The organism is Nonomuraea sp. NPDC049624 (assembly GCF_040675255.1).
Lineage (GTDB): Bacteria > Actinomycetota > Actinomycetes > Streptosporangiales > Streptosporangiaceae > Nonomuraea.
In genome coordinates this window covers 703,268-725,598 of the sequence record NZ_JBFAOR010000001.1, presented here as the reverse complement: position 1 = coordinate 725,598, position 22,331 = coordinate 703,268, and the positions used below count along the sequence as shown (strand labels likewise).

24 protein-coding genes and 1 riboswitch are annotated in these 22,331 nt (G+C 70.9%); of the genes, 14 read left to right on the top strand and 10 right to left on the bottom strand.

Annotated features, from left to right (window positions below):
• Positions 1–6: 6 nt before the first annotated feature.
• On the top strand, positions 7–330 hold the full coding sequence (locus tag AB0J76_RS03880; RefSeq protein WP_352318274.1) for a rhodanese-like domain-containing protein: 324 nt from the start codon (positions 7–9) through the stop codon (positions 328–330).
• Positions 331–381: 51 nt separating this feature from the next.
• Positions 382–495: riboswitch (TPP riboswitch) on the top strand.
• Entirely contained in the window at positions 486–1,823 is a 1,338-nt protein-coding gene (locus AB0J76_RS03875) for a cytosine permease (RefSeq protein WP_352318272.1), read from the top strand. It overlaps the preceding riboswitch by 10 nt.
• Here AB0J76_RS03875 and AB0J76_RS03870 read toward each other — a convergent pair.
• Positions 1,809–2,348 carry a methylated-DNA--[protein]-cysteine S-methyltransferase gene (locus AB0J76_RS03870; protein WP_352318270.1) on the bottom strand — a complete coding sequence of 180 codons (540 nt, stop codon included), beginning with the start codon at positions 2,346–2,348 and terminating at the stop codon, positions 1,809–1,811. The two genes, AB0J76_RS03875 and AB0J76_RS03870, sit on opposite strands and share 15 nt — an antisense overlap.
• Before the next feature lie 128 nt (positions 2,349–2,476).
• Here AB0J76_RS03870 and AB0J76_RS03865 point away from each other — a divergent pair, with 128 nt between their 5' ends.
• Positions 2,477–4,345 (top strand): PAS domain-containing sensor histidine kinase, encoded by a 1,869-nt coding sequence (locus tag AB0J76_RS03865; protein ID WP_352318268.1) that lies wholly within the window; start codon positions 2,477–2,479, stop codon positions 4,343–4,345.
• Between the two features lie 151 nt (positions 4,346–4,496).
• Entirely contained in the window at positions 4,497–4,922 is a 426-nt protein-coding gene (locus AB0J76_RS03860) for an ATP-binding protein (protein WP_352318266.1), read from the top strand.
• Here AB0J76_RS03860 and AB0J76_RS03855 read toward each other — a convergent pair.
• From AB0J76_RS03855 to AB0J76_RS03845, 3 genes are read right to left on the bottom strand one after another with little or no spacing between them, the layout of a single operon-like run.
• Positions 4,919–5,575: a YidC/Oxa1 family membrane protein insertase gene (locus AB0J76_RS03855; RefSeq protein ID WP_352318264.1), complete on the bottom strand. Its 657-nt coding sequence runs from the start codon at positions 5,573–5,575 to the stop codon at positions 4,919–4,921. The two genes, AB0J76_RS03860 and AB0J76_RS03855, sit on opposite strands and share 4 nt — an antisense overlap.
• A gap of 60 nt (positions 5,576–5,635) precedes the next feature.
• Positions 5,636–5,836 (bottom strand): DUF6412 domain-containing protein, encoded by a 201-nt coding sequence (locus AB0J76_RS03850; protein ID WP_352318263.1) that lies wholly within the window; start codon positions 5,834–5,836, stop codon positions 5,636–5,638.
• Positions 5,833–6,006 carry a hypothetical protein gene (locus tag AB0J76_RS03845; RefSeq protein WP_352318261.1) on the bottom strand — a complete coding sequence of 58 codons (174 nt, stop codon included), beginning with the start codon at positions 6,004–6,006 and terminating at the stop codon, positions 5,833–5,835. Before AB0J76_RS03845 ends, AB0J76_RS03850 begins: the two co-directional genes overlap by 4 nt.
• A 105-nt stretch (positions 6,007–6,111) precedes the next feature.
• On the opposite strand from AB0J76_RS03845, the gene AB0J76_RS03840 reads away from it, so the two are divergent.
• On the top strand, positions 6,112–6,810 hold the full coding sequence (locus tag AB0J76_RS03840; protein WP_352318259.1) for a response regulator transcription factor: 699 nt from the start codon (positions 6,112–6,114) through the stop codon (positions 6,808–6,810).
• Entirely contained in the window at positions 6,807–7,958 is a 1,152-nt protein-coding gene (locus AB0J76_RS03835; protein WP_352318257.1) for a HAMP domain-containing sensor histidine kinase, read from the top strand. The genes AB0J76_RS03840 and AB0J76_RS03835 overlap by 4 nt, the downstream gene beginning before the upstream one ends.
• A gap of 69 nt (positions 7,959–8,027) precedes the next feature.
• Here AB0J76_RS03835 and AB0J76_RS03830 read toward each other — a convergent pair whose 3' ends face one another.
• A complete protein-coding gene (locus tag AB0J76_RS03830; RefSeq protein WP_352318255.1) occupies positions 8,028–8,453 on the bottom strand; it encodes a hypothetical protein in 426 nt (141 codons plus the stop codon).
• 160 nt (positions 8,454–8,613) lie between these two features.
• On the opposite strand from AB0J76_RS03830, the gene AB0J76_RS03825 reads away from it, so the two are divergent.
• The 3 genes from AB0J76_RS03825 to mptB all read left to right on the top strand — a co-directional run bounded on the left by AB0J76_RS03825 (position 8,614) and on the right by mptB (position 11,428).
• Positions 8,614–8,961, top strand: coding sequence for an STAS domain-containing protein (locus AB0J76_RS03825; protein ID WP_352318253.1), 348 nt, complete (start codon positions 8,614–8,616; stop codon positions 8,959–8,961).
• Entirely contained in the window at positions 8,958–9,689 is a 732-nt protein-coding gene (locus tag AB0J76_RS03820; protein WP_352318252.1) for a glycosyltransferase, read from the top strand. Before AB0J76_RS03825 ends, AB0J76_RS03820 begins: the two co-directional genes overlap by 4 nt.
• Before the next feature lie 242 nt (positions 9,690–9,931).
• Positions 9,932–11,428, top strand: coding sequence for a polyprenol phosphomannose-dependent alpha 1,6 mannosyltransferase MptB (gene mptB, locus AB0J76_RS03815; protein WP_352318250.1), 1,497 nt, complete (start codon positions 9,932–9,934; stop codon positions 11,426–11,428).
• Here mptB and AB0J76_RS03810 read toward each other — a convergent pair.
• Positions 11,313–13,538 (bottom strand): hypothetical protein, encoded by a 2,226-nt coding sequence (locus tag AB0J76_RS03810; RefSeq protein WP_352318248.1) that lies wholly within the window; start codon positions 13,536–13,538, stop codon positions 11,313–11,315. The genes mptB and AB0J76_RS03810 overlap by 116 nt on opposite strands.
• A gap of 366 nt (positions 13,539–13,904) precedes the next feature.
• Here AB0J76_RS03810 and AB0J76_RS03805 point away from each other — a divergent pair, with 366 nt between their 5' ends.
• From AB0J76_RS03805 to serS, 4 genes are all read left to right on the top strand, one after another.
• Positions 13,905–15,095: a glycosyltransferase 87 family protein gene (locus AB0J76_RS03805; protein ID WP_352318247.1), complete on the top strand. Its 1,191-nt coding sequence runs from the start codon at positions 13,905–13,907 to the stop codon at positions 15,093–15,095.
• Positions 15,096–15,117: 22 nt separating this feature from the next.
• Positions 15,118–15,540, top strand: coding sequence for a DUF4446 family protein (locus tag AB0J76_RS03800; RefSeq protein WP_352318245.1), 423 nt, complete (start codon positions 15,118–15,120; stop codon positions 15,538–15,540).
• Between the two features lie 73 nt (positions 15,541–15,613).
• Positions 15,614–16,534, top strand: a complete 921-nt coding sequence (gene pheA / locus AB0J76_RS03795) for a prephenate dehydratase (protein ID WP_352318243.1) — start codon at positions 15,614–15,616, stop codon at positions 16,532–16,534.
• A 165-nt stretch (positions 16,535–16,699) separates the two neighbouring features.
• On the top strand, positions 16,700–17,962 hold the full coding sequence (gene serS / locus AB0J76_RS03790) for a serine--tRNA ligase (RefSeq protein ID WP_352318241.1): 1,263 nt from the start codon (positions 16,700–16,702) through the stop codon (positions 17,960–17,962).
• Here serS and AB0J76_RS03785 read toward each other — a convergent pair.
• Positions 17,926–19,293 carry a hypothetical protein gene (locus tag AB0J76_RS03785; protein WP_352318239.1) on the bottom strand — a complete coding sequence of 456 codons (1,368 nt, stop codon included), beginning with the start codon at positions 19,291–19,293 and terminating at the stop codon, positions 17,926–17,928. The genes serS and AB0J76_RS03785 overlap by 37 nt on opposite strands.
• Positions 19,294–19,629: 336 nt before the next feature.
• Positions 19,630–19,833, bottom strand: coding sequence for a cold-shock protein (locus AB0J76_RS03780; RefSeq protein WP_080043977.1), 204 nt, complete (start codon positions 19,831–19,833; stop codon positions 19,630–19,632).
• A gap of 250 nt (positions 19,834–20,083) precedes the next feature.
• On the opposite strand from AB0J76_RS03780, the gene AB0J76_RS03775 reads away from it, so the two are divergent.
• Complete coding sequence (locus AB0J76_RS03775) at positions 20,084–20,863, top strand: HAD family hydrolase (protein WP_352318237.1); 780 nt, start codon at positions 20,084–20,086, stop codon at positions 20,861–20,863.
• Here AB0J76_RS03775 and AB0J76_RS03770 read toward each other — a convergent pair.
• Both AB0J76_RS03770 and AB0J76_RS03765 read right to left on the bottom strand, forming a co-directional pair.
• Complete coding sequence (locus AB0J76_RS03770; RefSeq protein ID WP_352318235.1) at positions 20,854–21,366, bottom strand: bacterial proteasome activator family protein; 513 nt, start codon at positions 21,364–21,366, stop codon at positions 20,854–20,856. The two genes, AB0J76_RS03775 and AB0J76_RS03770, sit on opposite strands and share 10 nt — an antisense overlap.
• Positions 21,367–21,371: 5 nt before the next feature.
• Complete coding sequence (locus tag AB0J76_RS03765) at positions 21,372–22,328, bottom strand: NAD(P)H-quinone oxidoreductase (RefSeq protein ID WP_352318234.1); 957 nt, start codon at positions 22,326–22,328, stop codon at positions 21,372–21,374.
• Between the last annotated feature and the right edge of the window lie 3 nt (positions 22,329–22,331).

Here is a 22,331-nt window from a genome sequence, read left to right as displayed (position 1 = left end):
GGAGGCATGACCGTTCCAGAGATCGACGTCACCGCCGTTCCCGACGACGCCTACCTGCTCGACGTCCGCGAGCAGGACGAATGGCTCGCCGGCCACGCCCCCGAGGCCGTGCACATCCCGATGTCGCAGATCCAGGGCCGGGTCGAGGAGGTGCCCGCCGACCGCACGGTCTACGTCGTGTGCCGGGTCGGCGGCCGGTCGATGCAGGTCACGGCGTGGCTCAACCAGCTCGGGCGCGACGCCGTCAACGTGGGCGGCGGCATGCAGTCGTGGGAGTTCGCGCGCCGTCCGATGGTCAGCGAGACCGGGCAGGATCCTTTCGTGGCCTGAATGCCCCACTGTGGCGGTTCCGCCGCCATTGAGGCATGATGAGGGCGCCAACTGCATAGTCGCGGGAGCTCGGGGTGCCGGGCTGAGAGGGCAGCAACACAGCCGCTGCCGACCGCCTGAACCTGTCCGGGTAATGCCGGCGTAGGGAGTGTGCGATGACGCATGTCGTCGACGAAGTTCCGCTGACCCTTGACGGCGCGCCCCCCAAGACCCTCGGCGTCCTCGACCAGGGCGCGCTCTGGGCCAACCTCGGTGTCAGCCTCCTCGGCTTCTCCGGCGCGCTCGTCCTGATCGACCCTCTGGGCAACGCGCCGCTCAGCCTGGTGGCCGCGCTCACGGCCGCCGTGGTCGGCAGCCTCATCGGCACGGCCATGGTCGGCCTGTCGGCCATCCCCGGCACGCAGACCGGGCGGCCGGCGATGGTGCTGCTGCGCGGGCTGTTCGGGGCGAAGATGTCGTACGTCCCGTCCGTGCTGAACATCGTGCAGATGCTCGGCTGGGGGGCCTTCGAGCTCTGGGTGATCGCCAAGGCCGCGAACGCGATCTTCGGGAGCGTCCCGTACCAGGTGTGGGTGGTGGTGGCGGGGGTGCTGACCACCGCGCTCGCCGTCTGGCCGCTCGGATCGATCAGGCTGCTGCGCCGGTACGTGACCGCCGGCGTGATCGTGTCGCTGATCTGGTTCACCGTGTCGTTCCTGGGCGAGGCGCCGACGTACACGGGCGGGTCGTGGACGGCCTTCGCTCCGGCCGTCGACTACGTCATCGCCCTGTCGGTGTCGTGGGTGCCGATGGCCGCCGACTTCGCCAGGCACTCGCGTTCCAGCAGGGCCGCCTTCACCGGGGTCGTCGGCGGCTACACCGTCGCCCAGGTGGCCTGCCTGGCCCTCGGCGTGTACGCGGTGGCCATCGCGGGCGCCCAGGCGGTCGCGGCCGACGGCATGGTCGTCTTCCAGCCGTTCGTCGCGGCGCCGCTGGGCGCGCTGTTCTTCGGCATCCTGGTGCTGCGCGAGACCGACCAGTCCTTCGCCAACGTCTACTCCACCACCGTCTCGCTGCAGAACCTGATGCCGAAGGTCGACCGCCGGATCGTCTCCACCGCGATCGGCGTGCTCACCACCGCGATCGCCCTGGTCGTGGACGTCACCTCCTACGGCGCGTTCCTCGGGGTGATCGGCGCGGTGTTCGTGCCGATGTTCGCGGTGCTGGCCGTCGACTACTTCGTGCTCGGCGGCGCCGCCCGCTGGAACACCGCCGAGGACGCGCCCTCGCGCTGGCTGATGCTGCTGCCGTGGGCGCTGGGCTTCGCCGCCTACTGGTTCACCACCTCGACGCCCACGGTCGCGGGCTGGGACGGCTTCTGGGCGTCGGCCCGCGACGCCGTCGGCTTCACGCGGGAGCCGTGGATGAACGGCGCGCTCGGCGGCGCGCTGGTCGCGGCCGTGGTGACGCTGGTCATCGGCGTGCTCGGCCGGCGTCGCTCAGCGGCCCGCTGAGGCCCGGCGTTCGACGTTGAGCAGGTGCTGCTTGGCGGCCACGCCTCCGGCGTAGTCGCCGAGCTCGCCGTCCTCACGGACCACCCGATGACAGGGCACGATCACGCACACGGGGTTGGCGCCGACCGCGTTGCCCACCGCGCGCAGGGCGCGCGGCCGCCCGATGCTCGCGCCGATCTCCTCGTACGTCGTGGTCGTGCCGTAGGGCACGGCCATGGTCTTCTGCAGCACGGTACGGGCGAACGGCGTGGCCAGCGCGAGGTCGACCGGCGTGGCGAAGGTGCGCAGCCGGCCGGAGAAGTACGCGTCGAGCTCCCGGCGCACCGGGTCGAGGCGGCGGGCGTCGGGCCCGATGAACGTGCCGACCTCCTTGGCCACCCGCTCGAACACGGTGTTCTCGGCCTCGAAACTGCAGGCCGCGATGCCCTTGCCGGTCACCGCGAGCACCAGCCTGCCCACCGCGCCGTCGTAGGTGCCGAACGCGATGTCCGGGGGCCCCTCGCCCTTGTAGGTACTGGAGGTCACTCTCAGCAGGGCATCGAGATCGCTGCTCGACATGCCGCTCACCCGTTTCAGCCACCGGAATCTTCGTGAGCGCAGCGTATCGGACGGATCGCCCGTCAGACCCACCACGCCACGTGCACTATGGAGGTGTGGGATACGCATGGGTCGGGAGTGACGAGGAGATCGCTCGCGCCGTGCTCGCCGGGTCCCCCAACGCCGTGGTGGCGCTCGACCGCGACCAGAGCGTGCTGGTCTGGAACGCGGCGGCCGAGCACCTGTTCGGCTGGACGGCGGCCGAGATACTGGGTCGCCGGGCGCCGATCGTCCCCGACGAGCTGGCCGCCGAGCACAACGCGGTGCTGGAGCGCGTACGCACCGGGGGGCAGGTGTCGCTGCGCACCAAGCGCGTCCACAAGGACGGCAGGCCGCTCGATCTGCGCGTGGACATCAACGCCCTGCGCATGGGCAACTCCGTGGTCGGCTACGTCCTGGCCCACCATCCCGCGCGGGCCGACGAGGTCGCCGGGCTGCGCATGGAACGCCGGGCGAGGCTGGTGCGCCGGCTCACCGACGTGGTCGGCGACATCAACTCGGAGCTGGAGCTGCCGGCCGTGCTCGACCGCATCTCGGCCAGCCTCACCGAGCTCACGGGTGCGGACGCGGGCGGGTTCGTGCTGATCGAGGGGGAGCGGCTGCGGCTGGTCAGCACGTACCGGCTGCCGGAGACGCTCAGGGGCACCACCACCGGCCTGCGGACGAGCCTGGTGGACAAACTCTTACGCACGGGCAAGACCGTCATGCTGGAGTCCCAGGGGCTCGGCGACCTGGTGTGGGCCAGCCTCGACGGGCTGCACACGATCGCGCTCGGCCTGGCCGCGGTCGGCGGCCGCCCCTACGGCGCCCTCTACGCGCTGTTCGCCGGGCCCGCCCCCGGCCACCTGGAGCTGGAGCTGCTGGAGCTGCTGGCCGGGCACGCCGGCATCGCGGTCGGCAACGCGGTGGCCTACCAGGAGGCGGTGCGGCAGCGGGCGCACGAGCGGGCCGTGTTCGACGCCAGCGCCGACGGCATCGCCGTGCTGGACGGCGCCGGCCGGGTCGTGCGCTGGAACCCCGCCGCGGCCGAGCTGACCGCCTTCCCCGCCGACGCGGTGATCGGCGGTCCGCCGCCGTTCCCGCTGCCCAGCCCCGGCGAGAAGCTCACCTTCCAGATGGAGAACGGCCGCTGGCTGGACGTGGTGAGCGCGCGGATCGAGGAGACCGGCGAGATCGTCATCGACTTCCGCGACGTCACCCAGGCCAAGGAGCTGGAGGAGGCCAAGGACCTCTTCCTGGCCACGACCAGCCACGAGCTGCGCACGCCGATCACGATCGTGCGCGGGTTCGCCGGCACGCTCGACGCGCGCTGGGACAAGATGAGCGACGCGGAACGCCGGTCGGCCGTGCACACGATCGCCGAGCGGGCCGGATCGCTGGGCCAGCTCATGGACCACCTGCTGCTGGGGGCCAGGGCGGGCGCGGACGAGCTGGCCGTCCGCATCGAGGCGTTCGATCTCGCGGCCCGCATCCACGCGGCCACGCTCGGCCTCCCCGTGTTGTCCGACCGCCACCGCGTCGAAGTGCGCATCCCGGACGACTTGCCACCGGTGCTGGGGGACGCCCTGGCAACCGACATCGTTTTGGGGCAATTGCTGGAGAACGCGTTTAAATATTCCCCAATGGGTGGATTGATCTGTGTTGAAGCTTGGCCCGAAGACGACGGCGTGGTCGTAGTGGTGGATGACGAGGGGGTCGGAATCGCACCGCCTGACCGCGAACGGATCTTTGAGCGCTTCGTCCAGGTGGACAGCGGGGACCGGAGGCGCTTTGGTGGAGTGGGGCTCGGCCTCTACATCGTCCGCAGTCTGGCCAGGGCGCAGGGGGGAGAAGTGAGTGCTCAACCGAGGCCCGGAGGGGGTACGAGGATGCGGTTGATCCTGAGGCGCGCTTCCCCTATCCGATCCGACACACCGATGCGGTAACGAGGTGGTCACAGTTGAGCTGATCTATCGTCCAATGTGTACAAGCTGTGATCGAGATGCGGTTTCTGCGATTGGCTAACGGGGCATTTCGGTCGTACCGGGGAGTGTTCCCGCGGGGGGCACAGGGAACGGGGAGGTGGGTGTGTCAAGCGTGGTGCTGCTGCCGTACGCGCCGTCCAGCGTCGCCGTCGCCCGCCAGCGTCTGAGCACTGACCTGCAGGATTGTGGGGTCTACACCGCCGCGATCGACGATGCGGTGCTGGTGGTGAGCGAGTTGCTGAGCAACGCGCTGCGGCACGCGCATCCGCTGCCTTCAGGCATGGTGAGGGTCGCCTGGATGCGTAGCGACGATCACATAGAGGTGGCGGTCAGCGACGGGGGTGCGGCGACAGAGCCGCGGGCGGGCCGCCCGACCCTGTCTTCGCTCGGGGGCCGGGGGCTGGGGATCGTCGAATACGTGGCTGAGAGCTGGGGGGTTCGTCACGACGGTGACACGACGACGGTGTGGGCCATCCTGCCCGCACCCCACGGGGCGGCGGTGAACGGGCAGGTCGCGGCCCTGAAGGAGGCCGGTTAGGCGGTCCTGGCCGCCAGTACGGCCCGTTCGGTGACGGCCCACGCCGTGGAGACCAGCAGGTACAGGCCGGCCGCCAGGGGGAGCACGAGCACGGCCAGCGCGGAGCCGTACGGCATCAGCGGCATGACCTTGCGCAGCAACTCCGGCTGCTCCTCCGACACCTTGATCGAGCGTGCCGACAGCCATGCCAGCAGCACGAGCCCCGCGATCACGACGACAAAGACCGAAACCGGCCAACTGATCAGACCGAAATTGGCCACCACACCCGCGAGCTGCTGTCCCAGCGGTGCCCCGAACAGAGTGTGACCGGCCAGTGCCGTCGGATGCGTGGCCACCCTGAACATCAGCCACAGGAACGGCAATTGCGCCAGCATCGGCAAGATCCCCGCGAACGGTGACGTGCCCTCCCGGGCGTACAGAGCGGTCAGTTCCTTGGACAACCGCTCCGGATCGCGCCCGTGGCGCTCGCGCAGCTCCTGCAGCTTGGGCGCGAGCCGCTGCCGGACCTGGCCGGCCCGCGCCTGCCGGACGTTGAGCGGCAGCAGAAGCAGGCGTACGGCGAGCGTGAACAGCACGATGGCGAGCGCGGCATGGCCCCCGGACGCGCCGATGACGAACGTGACAAGTGAATCGATCATGAGCCCTTCAGACATGACGACGGATCAGGGCTCACACATGACGATGAGCCCCGCTTTGACGGAAGCGGGGCTCGCCTAAGGCGCTCGTGGACGCGGGCGTCCAGCCGCGTCAGGATCGCGCAGCCGCTGGAAGGCCGTGCGGCGCGCGTAGGTCAGCGGGAAGCCGGGAGACTCACCGCCGAGGACGGGCGGCAACGTGGCCGCCCACGTGGCCAGCAGGAGGATCGCCATCATGGTGATCCCCACCAGCCACGGATCGAACAGAAGCGAGGTCACTGCGACGAACGGGACTTACCGACGACGGTGACCGCGATGAAGACCACCAGGGCGACGACCCCGACGATCAGGACCAGCTTGAACAGACCTGCCAGCAGGGGCAGGAGGAAGTTGAACAGCACGAAGAGACCGAGAAGGGTCCCTAAAACGAGCATCACGACTCTACTCATGAGGCCACCGTACGTCCTCCGAGCATGATCCGCGAGGCTTACGAACCTGTGACGTCCACGTCCGCCACCATGTCCGCCACGTGGGCCTGGCCGTACGGTGAGACGGTGAACACCCGCATCCTGGTGGTCGACGACGATCCGACCGTGTCCGAGGTCGTGGCGCGCTATCTGGAGCGCGACGGGCACGAGGTGGAGTGCGTGGGCGACGGCGCCGAGGCGCTGCGCAGGGCCCTGGCCGACCCGCCCGACCTCATGGTGCTCGACCTGATGCTGCCCAGGATCGACGGGCTCCAGGTGTGCAGGAAGCTCAGGGAGCGGTGGCCGGTCCCGGTGATCATGCTGACCGCGCTCGGCGAGGAGATCGACCGGGTGGTGGGCCTGGAGACCGGGGCCGACGACTACGTGACGAAGCCGTTCAGCCCCCGGGAGCTGGCGTTGCGCGTGCAGTCGGTGCTGCGCCGGGCGCGGGGGGCGTCCGTCACGGCCGGCACCGGCGTGCTGCGCGACGGCGACCTCGTCGTGGACGTCGGCGCCCACGAGGTGCGGCTCGGCGGCGCGCAGGTGCTGCTGACGGCCAGGGAGTTCGACCTGCTGGCCTACCTCATGCGCAACCCGCGCCAGGCGTTCAGCCGGTCGGCGCTGCTCGACCAGGTGTGGGGGTGGTCGTTCGGCGACTCCTCGACCGTGACCGTGCACGTGCGGCGGTTGCGGGAGAAGGTCGAGGCGGACCCGACCGAGCCGCGGCGGATCGTCACGGTCTGGGGTGTCGGCTACCGGTACGAGCCGCTGGAGAGCGCGGGGTGACGCCTCCCGAGCCCTGCCTGGGCGGGACGTGCCCGCCGGCCATGGTGTCGGTGAGCGAGCTGCCCATGGTCGTGGCCGTCTCGGCGGGGCTGGGGCTGCTGGTCGCCGCCGCCGGCGTATGGGCCATGGGACGGCTGCGGACCAGGTCGATCGGGGTGATGCTGGCCGTCGTGGTGGTGGTCGCCGTGGCGGCGACGCTGGCGGGCGTGGTCGCGATCACCATGAAAATGATCATCGAGGGGGCGGTCAAGGACTTCGTGCTCAGCGTGGTCGCGGTGGGCGGGCTGGTGGGGCTCGGGGTCGCGTTCGTGCTGGCCAGGCGGGTGGTGGGGGAGAGCAGGCGGCTGGTGGCGGCCGTGCGCGACGTGCCGTTCAGGGCGCCGCAGGGGTTGCCGGCCGAGCTCCAGGAGATCGCGAGCACCCTTGAGGAGGCGTACGCGCGGGAACGCGCGCTCGAAGGCGCGCGCCGGGAACTGGTCGCCTGGGTGAGCCACGACCTGCGCACACCGCTCGCCGGCCTGCGGGCCATGGCCGAGGCCCTGGAGGACGGGGTGGTGGCCGACCACGAGACGGTCGCGCGCTACCACGGCCAGATCAAGCTGGAGGTCGAACGGCTCTCGGCCATGGTGGACGACCTGTTCGAGCTGTCGCGCATCCACGCGGGCGCGTTGCGGCTCTCGCGGGCCAGGATCGGGCTCGCCGACCTCGTCGCGGACACGCTGGCCGGGGTCGAGCCGCTGGCCAGGGCCAAGGGGGTGGTGCTCACGGCGGAGGCGGCGGGGGCCGTGCCCGTGGAGGCCGACGCGGCGGCGCTGGGCCGGGCCCTGCGGAACCTGGTCGTCAACGCCATCCGGCACACGCCGTCGGAACGGGCCGTGGTGCTGCGGGTCGGGGTGGACGAGCAGGGGATGGCCTGCCTCTCGGTGGCCGACGGTTGCGGGGGGATTCCCGAGGAGGATCTGCCTCGGGTGTTCGAGGTGGCGTTCCGGGGGGAGGCCGCGCGTACGCCCACCGCCGACGGCGGCGCCGGGCTCGGGCTGGCGATCGCCCAGGGGATCGTCGAGGCGCATGATGGGATGATCGGGGTGGTCAACGAAGGACCGGGGTGCCGGTTCGAGATCCGGTTGCCCCTGGTGTCCGGAAGTTGACGTTCCCGCATGGTGTCCTGCCTCGATCTTCCGCTGTGATCTCGCTTCCTCGAACGTGGGTCGCCCGGGTCAGGCGGGTTCGGGGAGCGCGGTGTCGCGTTGCCCGAACGACTCCGACATCGCCCGGAACGTCGGGCAGGGCCAGCGCCACATGCAGCTCCGGCACCGCAGGATCGGGTTGGCGGTGTCGCTCGTGATGCCACCCGCGTCGCGCGGCTGGTGCAGGTCGAGCAGCCGCAGCCCGAGCTCGGCGAACCTGAGCAGGTCGGCGCGGGAGCCGGCCAGGAAGTCGAGGTCTTCGCTCGCCAGCCTGGTGCGGATCGGGACGTAGCCCTCGTGGTTCAGCAGACCGCGCAGGCGCGCTGCTTCGTCATGCCATGACGTGGCCTTTTCTGTGCGGATGAGGATGGTCTCCAGCCGTTCCCGGAGCCCCTGACGCTGTGGATCTTCAGGTTTCTCTGCATTCATCGATACGAGGCCCATGGGGCGGGCCACAGCCCCTCCTTCTCCGTGAAGCGTTGCCGGTTCCGGTGTCACGCTGTCAAGCTTCGCGTACTCTCCGTTTTGATGGAGCCCAAACGGAGGACAAAAACCTGTCGTTCCCCTCTCGGCGTGACAACGTGACCGGAAGCCTCCGCGCCGCTAGCCTGCCCATGTGGAGCTCAAGGTCTCGACTCGATCACATGCCGGGTGCGCACTCGTTGCCATCACCGGAGAAATCGACCTCTATACGGCGCCTCACCTGCAGGCCGAGTTCACTCGGCTGCTGCAGGACGAGCCCAGCCGGGTGGTCATCGACATGTCCGCCGTGGATTTCTGCGACTCCACGGGGATGAACGTGCTGCTCTCGGCGCTCAAGCGCATGAAAGAGCGGGGAGGTGTGCTGGAGGTGGCCGCGCCGCGTCCGGCCGTCCGCAAGATCCTGCAGGTGACGGGGCTCGTCTCGGTGTTCACCGTGCATGACGAGCTGCCGCAGGAGTTCCTCATCACCGAGGGATCATGACGCAGGCTGACACGGCTGTCGTCATTCCCGCGGTGAACGAGGGCGACCGCATCGCCGCCACCGTCGCGGCGGCGGCCGGCCTGCCGGGCGTCGATCTCGTCGTGGTCGTCGACGACGGCTCGACGGACCGCACCGGCAAGGTGGCGCGGGCGGCGGGCGCGCGGGTGGTCCGCCACAGCCGCAACCGCGGCAAGGCCGCGGCCATGGAGACGGGCGCGGAGGCCGTACGCCTCCTCGACGACGGCCGTACCCCTCGCCACCTGCTCTTCCTCGACGCCGACCTGGGTGACACGGCCAGCGCTGCGGCGCCGCTGGTGGAGCCCGTGCGCGAGGGCAAGGCCGACATGACGATCGCGCTGTTCGGCACGCGGGTGAAGCTCGGCGGCCATGGGTTAGTCGTGCGCGTGTCCAAGGACGGCATCCGCCGCGCCACCGGCTTCGAGGCCGCCCAGCCGCTCAACGGCCAGCGTTGCCTGACCAGAGCCGCCTTCGAGGCCGCCCGGCCGCTGGCGCACGGGTTCGGCGTGGAGACGGCGCTCACGATCGACCTGCTGCGCAAGGGGTTCAGGGTCGTCGAGGTCGAGGTGGAGATGTCCCACCGGGCCACCGGCAACGACTGGCGGGCCCAGTTGCACCGCGCCCGGCAGTTGCGGGACGTCGCTCTGGCTCTGGCGAGCCGGGAGCCGGTGGTCGTCGAAAATCTCGGCAAACTTCTCCCCAAGCGGTGAGGTCGGCCTCCGGGTTGTCCACAGGCGTGGATGATCTGGGGCTGCGGCCGTGAGGAGTGTGCTGGAATTTGCGGGTGACTTCGGAGAGACGCCGCAAACAGGCACAAGCCCCACCCTTGTGGGTGGTATCGCTGCGGCTTCCGTGGTCCGCCGCCGACCGGCGCCGCTTCTCGGCGGGCGGGGTTCTCGCGTGGGGTGGGCGGCCGGTGTTCGCGCGGGCCTCCGCGGCCGGTGGGCGGGCGGTGACTCCTCGACAGGGGCGGTTCGTCGACGCCGTTCGAGCGCGGCTCGCGGTTCCCGGGCTGGTGATGATCGCGGTCTCCGTGCTCCTGACGATCACGATCGGGTTGCTCGGGCCCTCTCCCATGGTTCCCGCGCTGGGCGGGCCGGGGTGGCAGCCGCCGTACTGGCTGGCTGCCCGTCCTGATCCTTATGCGGTGCTCCTCCTGGCCGCCGCGGCTCTGGTCATCGGCGGGGTCGGGCTGCTGGCGGCGCTGGCCGCCGGGGCGCGTCCCGGGCTGCGTGCTCGGCCGCTGGTGCTGCTCGGCTGTCTCGCCGCGGGGGTGCTCGCGTTCCTGCCTCCCTCGGGCTCCGGCGACCATCTCAACTACGCCGTGTACGGCCGGATGGTCACGCTGGGGCTGAACCCCTACACGCACGGCGCCGTCGACCTGCCGGGCGATCCCATCGCCGACGCGGTCGAGCGGCCGTGGCGCGAGGAACCCAGCGTCTACGGGCCCGTCGCCACCGCTCTCCAGGCGCTGGCGAGCTGGATCGGGGGCGACTCGCTCCGGTTGACCATCTTCGTGCTGGCGGTGTTCAACGCCGCCGCCTTCGTCGTCACGGCCCTGCTCATCGACCGCTTCACCAGGGACGACCCGGCCCGGCGGCTGCGCGCCGCCCTGCTGTGGGCGGTCAATCCGCTGCTGCTCTACCACCTGGTCGCGGGCATGCACGCCGACACGCTGGCCATCGCCTGCATGGTGGCCGCGCTGCTGGCCAGGGCACGTCCGGTCGCGTCGGGGGTGCTGCTCGGGCTCGGGGTGGCGACGAAGCTCAACGCGGGGCTGGTGGCGCTGGGGCCCGCGTGGGAGCTGCGCCGCCGTCCGGGGCGGCTCGCCGTCATGGCGGCCGCCGCGCTGGCCGTGGTGGTCGTCGGCTACGCGGTCGTCGGGCCCGAGGCGATCACGCCGGTGACGACCACCAGCAAGGCGATCTCGCACGCCTCGTTCTGGAAGCTGGTTCAGGGGTGGCTCTGGGCCCTGGTCGGCCCGGGGCGGGCGTACCGGGGCGAGATCCAGGTCGGCGCGCTGGCAGTGCTCGCGCTCGTCGCCTGGTCGTTGCTCCGGCTGGCGTCCCGGCGGTCCGCCGCTCTCCAGGGGCCGGGGACCTCCGCAGGGCTGGAGGCGCCGGTCGTGGCGGCGGCGCTCGTCGTGGCCTACCTGTTCGCCACGCCGTACATCCTGCCCTGGTACGACGGGCTGGCGTTCGGCATGCTCGCCCTGGTGGGCGCCTCGGCCGTCGACGGGTTCATGGTCGCCCACCTGCTGGTCCTGTCCCTGGCCTACCTGCCCGCCCGGGTCGACGGGCAGCCGCCGGGCGTCGAATGGCTCAGCGGCGTGCTCAGGCCTCAGATCGGGTGGGCGCTGCTGGCGTTGACCGTTCTGCTGGTGGTGTGGGCGTGGCGAGCTGGAGGGCCCGTACGCAGGCCGCGAGCGTCAGCGGCACCGCCACCGTGAGCGCCATGGCCGGGATGGCGATGCCCGAGTCGTTCATCAGGAAGCCGATGAAGGCGCAGGTGAGCGTCCCGAACAGGCCGGCCCTGAGCGGCGGGGCCAGCGTGTACGCCTGACCCAGCGCCGAGGCGCCCCAGCGCGACGGGCGGGCCAGCACCAGGAACAGGAACGCCAGCGCGACCAGCGAGAGCAGGGTCAGCGGCCAGTTGCCCACGGTCACGCCGATCATGGCCCCGAACTTGCGTCCGACGACGGTCCACGCCTGGCCGTCGATGATCTGCTGCACGAACGCGCCGAGGTGCGTGCGCCTGTCGGCCGGGCGCATCCAGTCGAAGACCGAGATGGCGGCGATCAGCGCGACCGCGCCCACCCCCACGAGCAGGAGTTTCACCACCGACACCCGCCTGCCGGACAGCAGGATGAGGAAGACCGCCACCCCGATGACGAACGCCGGCACACCGCCGAAGTCCGCGCCCCACGAGGGCGAACCGTCCGCGAAGACGGCGAAGGCGCCGTACAGGGCGCACAGCGCCACGACCACCGTCCTGGAGACGCCTCTGCCGAGCAGCCAATGCGCCACCCCGGCCAGGCCGAGAACCGTGCCGGTCGCGTAGACGGCGAAGGCGATGTTGCTGAAGCCGTAGAAACGTCCGCCGGTGACGGGTTCGTAGCCGGTCACGGCGTTCACCTGGAGGGCCGAGCCGGTCATCACGTCGATGAGGAGGGCGAGCGAGGTGACGGCCGCGACCACGGTGAGCGGTCCCAGCACGTGCGCACGCCAGGGACCGGCGAACGCGAGACCGGTGATCAGGGCGGCGATGGCCAGGATCGTCACGATCACCGAGACCATCGGCTTCGGCAGGCTCCACCACGGCACGAGCTGGGCCAGGAACGTCGAGACGGCGATGGCGCCGCTGACGGTCGCCACCACCTGGATGGCGGCCAGCAGTTTCGAGGCGCCGGCCGGGTCGCCGCCCGCAGCCGGGGCGGGGCGGCCGTCGGCCTCGGGAGCGCCCGTCACGGCGGCGGTCGCCGGGGGCGTGCGGTCGGCGGCGGCGGACGAGCCGACGTCGGACGCGGGTGCGGCCTGCCGGACGCGGGAGGAGCGGCGGCGGCGCAGCGCCAGGGCGGCCAGGGCGTAGAAGAGCAGCTGGACGCTCACCAGGACGGTGAAGAACGGCCCGCGTACCTCCCGGAGCACCTGGCTGGCCAGGTCGCCGTCGGCGAGGCGGGTCACCGCGGCGGCGGCCGGCGCGGGGGCGTTGCCGTCGGGCTGCCAGGCGCGGCCGACCACGTCGCGGGGGGCCGTCAGGCCCAGGAGCTGGACGGCGGTGGCGGTGAGGTCGGTGATGGTGACCAGGCCGTCCTGGCGGGTGGAGGAGGCGGTGAGGTAGCCCCCCTGCGGGTATGGCTGCCCGCTCGGGGACGGTCCCGTGGCCAGGGCCGCGTGGAGGTGGGCGTTCGGGCTGAGGTCGGAGATGCCGGCGAGCAGGACGGTGGTGTTCGGGGGCACCTTGCCGAGCAGGGCGGCGATCTGCTGGTCCGCCTTGGTCGCGGCGGCTCGACGGTCGGCGGCCGGGAGGGAGACCGGGATTGCGTGATCGCCGAGGGGGCCGCGGGCCCAGGCGGTGGTGAGGTCGGCGGCTTCGAAGACGATCAGGTTGTAGGGGGTCAGGTCGGTCAGGGCGTCGAGGGTGGGGACGTATTTAGTGATTTTTCCGGTCTTGTCGGCGGCGGCTAGGGCGGCGCCGGGGCCGATCGCCGCCACCTTGCCCCCGCCGTCCGTCACCAACTGGCCGAGCGTGCCGATCTGTGCCGCGTAGCCGGTGTCGGCCTGGAAGGCCACCAGCTCCCGCCACCCGGGGACGGTGGCGCCTTCCCCGGCGGGCTGAGGCGGCGTCGCGGCGGGGCAGCCCTGCCCCGGGGTGCCGGCGCGCTGGCCGGCGGAGACGGTCAGCCAGCCCGCCATGGGGCAGGTGACGCCACTGTCCTTGGGCGGGACGGCGCGGGTGGACAGTGACGCCGAGCTGCCCTGGGCGGCGAGCTTCCACAGGGTGGGCGTGCCCGACTCGCTGAAGTCACTCCACTGGAGACCGGGAACGCCGACCACCACGACCCGCCGCCCCGCCGGCCCGCCTTGCCCGCCTTGCCTGCTTTGTCCGGAGACGCCGTCACCCGAGGCGCCGTAACCCGCGGCTGTGCTGCCGCTCCGGGAAACGGCGACGGCCGTGCCGGGGAGGAGGAGGGCGGCGAGCAGGAGGCCGAGGAGGACAGTGACGAGATGGCGGCGCGCCCGAGGCGCCGCTGTACCGAGGTGCCGCAGGAGCTTGGCGAGGTGCCGCAGGGGCTTGGCATGGGCGCTCGGGGCCGCGGGGCGTGCGCGACGCGCTTGGTGCTCGCCCCCCGGCGTGGCGTGATGCATGTACGGAACCCCCAGTGTCTGCGCCCTCGATCAACAGCCACGGTAACGTGCCACATCGTGACAAGAGGCGAGGTGCGAGTGATCCGGCGGCAGTGGTGGGCGTGGGTGGTGGTGGCGCTCGTCGTCGCGGCGGCGGCCGCGCCTCTTGTGCACACGTGGCTGACCAACCCGGACGACCAGCGGCTCGTCGACCTCGACGTCTACCGTACCGGCGGCCAGATGCTGCTCGACGGCCGTCCGGTGTACGACTTCTTCACCCCGGCGCCGCAGCTGCTGCCGTTCACCTATCCGCCCATCGCGGCGATGCTGGCCGTGACGCTGGCCGAGATGTCCTGGGGCACCGCCCAATGGGTGTGGACGGCCGGCATCTTCGCGGCGCTGGCCGTCACCGTCTGGTTCGCCTTCCGCCAGGCGCTGCGGGCCTACGTGCCGTGGGTGTTCGGGCTGCTCATGGTGGCCTGCACGTACCTGATGCCGATCCGGGACCAGGTGCGGTTCGGGCAGGTGGACATCCTGCTGGTGGCCCTGTGCCTGGTGGACTGCCTGGCGCGGCGGCCCTGGCTGCCCCGGGGGTTCCTGGTCGGGCTGGCCACGGCCGTCAAGCTGACCCCCGGCGTCTTCCTGATCTACTTCCTGGTCACCAGGCAGTGGCGGACGTTCTTCATGGCGGCGTTCGTGGCGGCCGTGCTGACGGTGCTGCCGTTCGTGGTGATCCCGCAGGACGCGTCCGCCTTCTGGTTCTCGGCGCTGCTCGATCCGGAGCGGCTGGGGGCGAACACCGCCACGACGAACCAGTCGATCCGGGGCATGTTGCTGCGGCTGTACATGCCGGAGTCGCTGACGTTCGCGATCTGGGCCGTGATCGTGGCGGCCGTGGCCTGGTACGGGTTCCGGGCTGCGCGGGCGGCGTACCAGGCGAAGGACGAGCTGACGGCGGTGGCGCTGACGTCGCTGATGGCGGTGCTGCTCTCGCCGGTCGCCTGGATCCACCATCTGGCCTGGGTGGTCGTGGTGCTCGGGGCGATCGTCGGCGACGGGCGCGATCCGGTCAGGCTGCGGGTGGCCGCGGGGGTCTGGCTGTTCTACGTGGTGCCCGTGCCCTGGTGGGGGGTCTCGCTGATCGCCGCCGGCATCCCGGGGGTGAGCCTGGTGCTCGGCAAGATCGTGCAGGACGGTTTCGGGCTGGGGGCGCTGGTTCTGGTCTGGCTGCTGGCGTCCTGGTTGCCCAAACGGCGGCAATTGGCTTGACCGAAGTATTACCCTCTGTGGCGTGCTCGTTACCGCTTGGGTAGTCGTGGGCCTGGTGGCCGGGGTGAGTGGCGTGTTCATCGGCTACATGGGCCTCAGGCAGGCCAGGGCCGCCGTCGACGACTGCCTGCGCAGGGTGGCCAGGCAGACCAGCGAGAGCGCCGGCGACCTCAAGGCGATCCGGGACGTGGCCGTGTGCCGCTACGACGCGCTCGCCGAGATGAGCGGCAGGCTCTCGTTCTCGGTGGCCATGATCAACGGGCTGGGTGACGGCATCGTGCTGACCTCGATCAACGGCACCAGCGAGACGCGCACGTACGTGCGTCCGGTGGTGGGCGGGAAGGGCCAGCAGCCGCTGTCGCCGGAGGAGGAGCAGGCGGTGCGGGCGGCCCGGCTCGGGCTGGGGCCGCTGGTCCCGCCGCGGGTCCTCAGAGGTTCACGCTGAGTGCCCGTACGGGTGCCGTACGCGGTCGGCGAAAGAGCGGCATGCTGCGACCACCTGCGGATACTCTGGATGCATGCCCAGACTCGCCTATCTCGGACCGGAAGGGACCTTCACCGAAGAGGCCCTGAGGCTCCTTGACCCCGCCGCCGAGCGCCTGCCCTGCGCCACGGTGAGCGCGGCGCTCAACGCCGCCCGTTCCGGTGACGCCGACGGCGCCGTCGTGCCGCTGGAGAACTCCATCGAGGGCGCGATCACCACGACGCTCGACGAGTTCGCCTGGGGCGAGCCGCTGGTGATCACGGCCGAACTGCTGCTGCCGGTCCAGTTCTCGCTGCTGGCCAGGCCCGGCACCGAGATCGCGCACATCAAGCGGGTCTACACCCATCCCGCGGCCATCACGCAGTGCCGCGCCTTCATCGCCCGCGAGCTGCCCGACGCCGTGGTGGTCGCCGCGCCGTCCACGGCGGCCGCGGCCCAGGAGGTCTCGCTGCCCGGCTCGCCGTACGACGCGGCCATCGCCGCGCGCATCGCCGGCGAGCACTACGGGCTGGTCGCGCTGGCCGGCGACATCGGCGACCGGTCCGACACGGTGACCAGGTTCGTCAAGGTGAGCCGTCCCGGGCCGCTGCCGGAGGCGACCGGCTCCGACCGCACCACGCTGGTCGTCTTCCTGGCCGACGACCACCCGGGCGCGCTGCTGGAGATGCTGACCGAGTTCTCCGTGCGCGGGGTCAACCTGACCCGCATCGAGTCCCGGCCGACGGGCGACGGCATCGGGCGCTATTTCTTCCACTTCGACTTCGAGGGGCACATCGCCGACGCGCGGGTGGGCGAGGCCGTCGCCGGGCTCCACCGCATCTGCGGCGAGGTGCGCTTCCTCGGCAGCTATCCCCGCGCCGACGGGGTCGCGCCGCAGATCAAGAGAGGCACGGCCGACACCCAGTTCGCCGAGGCCGCCGACTGGCTGGCCCGCGTCAGATCCGGCCGGCTCTGACACCCCAGGGCGTTGACGCGGGCCCGACCGTTCCCGGGTAGGCCCACGAGGTCGCGCTGCCTGCGGGTGGCCGTCGCCGCCTTCGAGGGGTCCGCGGGCGTGCCCCGAGTGGTGTGCCGGGGAATCCGGGGGCGGGGTGGGGGCGCGCGCCGGTAGCCTTTCCTTGTGATTGACCTGCGTACCCTTCGTGAGGATCCCGACCGGCTACGGGCGTCGCAGCGTGCCCGCGGTGAGGACGACTCCGTCGTCGCAACGCTGCTCGACCTCGACGAGCGCCACCGATCCGCGCTGACCTCGTTCGAGTCGATGCGCGCTGAGCAAAAGAGCATGGGCAAGTCGGTCTCCAAGGCGCAGGGCGAGGAGAAGGCCGCGCTGCTCCAGCGGGCCAAGGACCTCGCGAGCCAGGTCAAGGCCGCCGAGGCCGAGGCGGAGAAGCTGGCCGCCGAGCTCGAACAGCTCATGCAGACGGTGCCGAACATCGTCGAGGAAGGCGCCCCTCCGGGCGGCGAGGACGACTATGTCGTCCTGGAGACGTTCGGGGAGCCGCGCCAGTTCGACTTCGAGCCGAAGGACCACCTGGAGCTCGGCGAGGCGCTGGGCGCGATCGACATGGAGCGCGGCGCCAAGGTGTCCGGCTCGCGGTTCTTCTTCCTCAAGGGCGTCGGCGCGCGCCTGCAGCTCGGCCTGCTCAACATGGCGATGCAGCAGGCGATCGAGGCCGGGTTCACGCCGATGATCACTCCGGTGCTGGTCAAGCCGGAGACCATGCAGGGCACCGGCTTCCACGTGGCCCACGACAAGGAGATCTACCGCCTGCCGGAGGACGACCTCTACCTCGTCGGCACCTCCGAGGTGGCGCTGGCCGGCTACCACGCCAACGAGATCGTGAGCGGCGACGAGCTGCCGCTGCGCTACGCGGGCTGGTCGTCGTGCTTCCGCCGCGAGGCCGGCTCGTACGGCAAGGACACCCGGGGCATCATCAGGGTCCACCAGTTCGACAAGGTGGAGATGTTCTCCTACGTCCGTCCCGAGGAGGCGCACGAGGAGCACCAGCGGCTGCTGGCCTGGGAGAAGGAGATGCTGGCCAAGATCGAGGTCCCCTACCGGATCATCGACACGGCGGCGGGCGATCTCGGCATGTCGGCGGCGCGCAAGTTCGACTGCGAGGCGTGGATCCCGACCCAGGGCCGCTACCGCGAGCTGACCTCGACCTCCAACTGCACCGAGTTCCAGTCGCGCAGGCTCGCCGTCCGTTATCGCGACAAAGACGGCAAGCCGCAGCATCTGGCCACGCTCAACGGCACGCTGGCCACCACCCGGTGGATCGTGGCGATCCTGGAGAACCACCAGCAGGCCGACGGCTCGGTGGTGGTTCCCAAGGCGCTGCGTCCCTACGTGGGGCTCGACGTGCTGGAGCCGTCCAAGTAGGAGTGGCGGCGGGCGTCGATCGCGATGACGGCGACGCCCGCGATCACGATCAGGCCGGTCAGCAGGGCCGCGAGCGTGACGGCGGCCCCGTGGGTCTCGGGCGTGCCGCCTGCCCAGCCGTGGAAGGGCAGGTAGACGGCCGCGTAGACCAGCGGCGCGGCCACGACGCCGGTCAGCGCGCTCACCGGATGCGGCTTCCCGTCCCAGGCCAGCACGAGGCACGCCAGCCCGGCCGCCAGCGCCACCGCCCAGCTGAACACGGCGGTGAGGTTGACGAACACCGTCTCGTGCGTCCCGCTGTCCAGCGCGACGAACATGGCCAGCGCCCCGATCGCCCCTGATGCCGCGAACACCCCCTGATACCTGCGCATCCTGGCGCCGACGCCGCCCAGCAGCATGCACGCCGCCAGGAAGAGCGCGACGTTCCGCTCGGGGCTGAGGTCCACCTCGTCGGCCTGCACGGCGTCGAGCGTGTAGGACCAGCCGAGGCGACGCCAGACGCCTGAGATGTCCCTGACCAGGATGCCGTCCACGCCGTTGGCGACGACCACGACGTGCCCTCCTGGCCTGGCCTGGACCGCCAGGTCGTAGGACATGAGCATGTTCTCGTCCGCGCCGTACTTCCTGGTCAGCCGGAGGCGGGCGTCGGGGGAGGGTTGCCAGGAGGGCCGCCAGGTGCGGCCGCCGTCGTCCGACTGGTCCACGCCGAGGTGGTTCTGGCGGACGCGGTAGCAGCGGGTCGCCTGGCCGGGCACGCACTGGGCGCTGATCGACGTCCGGGCCGAGGCGCGGACGGTTCCGTCGGTCCAGGTCGTGCCGCCGTCGTCGGAGAGGCGGGAGCTCTGTTCCGTGCCGGTCGTCCCGACGACGATCTTGCCCGATTCGGTCACGTCGACGGACATGGCCGCCGACGCCGGGACGGGCCCGGCCGTGGCGGTCACGGCCAGGACGGCCAGCGGCACGGTGACCATGATCCGCCGGCGCGGGGAGTCGGTGTCGGCGCTGCGCAGCCGTACCCACCAGGCCAGGGCGAGGGCGGGCAGGGCGATCAGGTCCGTGGGGTCGGCCAGGACGCGCGAGGGCCCGGCCACGAGGCTCCAGCCCTGGGAGGCGAGCTCGGCGCCCGTCTCCGTGGTCTTCATGAACGTGAACAGCAGACCGGTCAGGACGGTGGCCGCCAGGTCGGCGCGGCGCCCGAGGAGCAGTGCCATCAGGGCGGGGGCGACCACGAGTCCGGCCACATCACTGAGCTTGCCGGTGAGCAGGCCGGGCCAGAGCGGCTTGAAGAGGTGGTCGTTGAGCAGGAGCAGGATGACCCCGGTGATGGTCACGGGGTGACATAACCACGCGTACCTCATATACGGGTGGATGGCGGGAGACGGCGGGAAGTTGGGCCGCGCCCGAGGCCGTGACTGATTTGTGAAACTCCCCTTTGTCCACAGGACGACCTCCACCTGTGGACGGAACTTCCCGTCGCGCTTCAGACGGCCCCTGACGCGCGAGTACATGTCCGGACATGGGGAGGGGCCGCCCAGCGCATGTCAGGGCCGCAACGGCGTCCTCAGGCCCTGCCGAAGGGGCAGGCGAAGTGCCGGGGCGAGAAGCAAAAAGACCGGAGTCCGCTGGAATGCGGACCCCGGTCTTAGTTGCGAACTACGAACTACAGGTCAGAGGGCACGGACCTGGGAGGCCTGCGGCCCCTTCTGTCCCTGCGTGATCTCGAACTCGACCCGCTGGCCGTCTTCAAGGCTGCGGTAGCCGTTGCCGACGATCTCGGAGAAGTGCACGAACACGTCCGGCGCACCGCCGTCCGGGGCGATGAAGCCGAAGCCCTTCTCAGCGTTGAACCACTTGACGGTTCCCTGAGCCATAAAAGCTCTCCCTCAGGATGTGAATCTATGGGACCCACACCTCGTGGATCCCGGTGTGTCGTACAGCAGGCACCCGGGGTGGCTCAGACAAAGTCATGCTGGTTTTCACTACGGGAACAGCTAATACAACGCCATCACATCTAACACCATTCTGGCGCGTTGGTGTTCCCGTCCCTACGAAGATTTCTGTCAGGCGGCATCACCGGGCAAACTGGAACCTGTTATGCAGAGCCTTGCACCGCCGCGCCTAGTGGCCACCGACCTCGACGGCACCGCCCTGCGCGCCGACGGAACCGTGTCTCCCCGGACGGCTGCGGCCTTCGCGAAAGTCGAGGAATCCGGGGCCGCGCTCGTCTTCGTGACCGGACGGCCGCCCCGGTGGATGAGGGAGGTCGCGGACGCCGTACGGCACCGTGGCCTGGCCGTATGCGCCAACGGTGCACTGATCTACGATCTCCATACCGAACGGATAGTGGAATCTCACCTCATCGACGCCCCCGTACTCGGGGAAGTCGTCGCTCAGCTACGAGCGAACGTGTCCGATCTCGTATTTTCGGTCGAGTATGAAGGCGGTTTTGCGCACGAGTCCGATTTCCGGCTCGGTGGCCTGGATCGCAAGGGTGTCGGAGTTGTCCGGATTGACCGTGACGCACTGACTGCCCGGCCCTGCGCCAAGCTGCTCGCCCTCCATCCCGAGATGGACGCCGACGAGCTGCACGCGACCGTGCACGACCTGGTGGGCCACCTGGTGACCGCGACCCACTCCAGCCACGGCGGCCTGGTCGAGATGAGCGCCCAGGGCGTGACGAAGGCGACCGCGCTGGCCGCGCTCGCCGGGCGGCGCGAGATCAAGCCGGCCGAGGTGGTCGCCTTCGGCGACATGCCGAACGACCTGCCCATGCTGAGCTGGGCAGGTACGTCGTACGCCGTCGCGAACGCCCACCCCGACGTGCTGGCGGCGGTCGATCACGTGACCGCGTCCAACGACGAGGACGGCGTCGCTCAGGTGCTGGAGCGGCTCTACAGGTAGGGGCCCGACCCGCTCGGCGGCCGGTGGCCCTCGTCACCCGGCACGCCGGGCAGCGCCCTGCGCATCTGCTCCAACTGGGCCCTGGCCGCCATCTGCTGGGCGAACAGGGTGGTCTGGATACCGTGGAACAAACCCTCCAACCAGCCCACGAGCTGGGCGTGCGCGATGCGCAGCTCGGCCTCGCTGGGGGGCGTGCCGTTGTCGTCGGTGAACGGGAGCGACAGCCGTTCCAGCTCGTCGACCAGCTCCGGCGCCAAACCGTCCTCAAGCTCCTTGATGGAGGACTCGTGGATCTCCTTCAGGCGCTTGCGGCTGGCCTCGTCGAGGGGGGCGGCGCGCACCTCCTCCAGGAGCTGCCTGATCATGCTGCCGATGCGCATCACCTTGGCGGGCTGCTCGACCAGGTTGGTGACCGAGCGCTCTTCATCACCGCTATCGCCCTGACCTTGGAAGTCGGGGCCCACCACCACGATGTGAGGGGTGTTGTTGTCCTCAGCATTCATAACACTCACCGTACTAGCAGGATCTTGCCGACGTGCTCTCCCGAATCCAACATTCGGTGTGCATCGGCCGCCTCCGCCATGGGCACCCGCGCGTGGACCACCGGACGCACGGCACCCGCCTCCACCAGGGGCCAGACGTTGTCCACGACGCTCCGGACAATGACGCCCTTCTCATCCACCGGACGGGCGCGCAACGTGGTGCCGTGGACGGAGGCCCGCTTGGTCAGCAGCGCGCCCAGGTCGAGCTCGGCCCTTCCGCCGCCCTGCAGGCCGATGATCACCAGCCGGCCGCCGGTGCGCAGCGCCCGCACGTTGGCCGCCAGGTATTCGGCGCCCATGATGTCGAGGATGACGTCGGCCTCCACCCGGTCGGCGAAGTCCTCCTCGCGGTAGTTGACGACCTCGTCCGCGCCCAGCTTCCTGACCTGCTCGGCCTTCGCCGCGGACCCGACCGTGGCCGCCACCCGTGAGCCGAGCGCCTTGGCGAGCTGCACCGCGAACGTGCCGATGCCGCTGGCCCCGCCGTGCACCAGCAGCGTCTCGCCGCGCCGCAGCCGGCCGACCATGAACACGTTCGACCACACCGTGCACGCCACCTCGGGCAGCCCCGCCGCCTCCGCCAGCGGCACGCCCCGCGGCGCCGGCATGACCTGCTGCCAGGGCACCGCCACGCGCTCGGCGTAACCGCCGCCGGCCAGCAGCGCGCACACCTCGTCGCCGGCCTTGAACTGCTCGACGTCCGCCCCCACCGCGGCCACCACGCCCGACACCTCCAGCCCGGGGTACAGGGGCGCGCCGGGAGGCGGGTCGTAGAAGCCCCTCCGCTGGTGGACGTCGGCGCGGTTCACCGCCGAGGCCACCACGTCGATGAGCACGTCGCCGCGTCCGACGGGCGGATCGGGCACCTCGTGCCATTCCAGGACCTCTGGTCCGCCCGGCTCCGTGATCTCAATGGCTCGCATGCG

Coding starts and splice junctions, on each gene's coding strand:
- AB0J76_RS03880 (WP_352318274.1), top strand. CDS start 7: ATGACCGTTCCAGAGATCGACGTCACCGCCGTTCCCGACGACGCCTAC.
- AB0J76_RS03875 (WP_352318272.1), top strand. CDS start 486: ATGACGCATGTCGTCGACGAAGTTCCGCTGACCCTTGACGGCGCGCCC.
- AB0J76_RS03855 (WP_352318264.1), bottom strand. CDS start 5,575: ATGTCTGAAGGGCTCATGATCGATTCACTTGTCACGTTCGTCATCGGC.
- AB0J76_RS03845 (WP_352318261.1), bottom strand. CDS start 6,006: ATGAGTAGAGTCGTGATGCTCGTTTTAGGGACCCTTCTCGGTCTCTTC.
- AB0J76_RS03820 (WP_352318252.1), top strand. CDS start 8,958: ATGACGCAGGCTGACACGGCTGTCGTCATTCCCGCGGTGAACGAGGGC.
- pheA (WP_352318243.1), top strand. CDS start 15,614: ATGCCCAGACTCGCCTATCTCGGACCGGAAGGGACCTTCACCGAAGAG.
- AB0J76_RS03780 (WP_080043977.1), bottom strand. CDS start 19,833: ATGGCTCAGGGAACCGTCAAGTGGTTCAACGCTGAGAAGGGCTTCGGC.
- AB0J76_RS03770 (WP_352318235.1), bottom strand. CDS start 21,366: ATGAATGCTGAGGACAACAACACCCCTCACATCGTGGTGGTGGGCCCC.
- AB0J76_RS03765 (WP_352318234.1), bottom strand. CDS start 22,328: ATGCGAGCCATTGAGATCACGGAGCCGGGCGGACCAGAGGTCCTGGAA.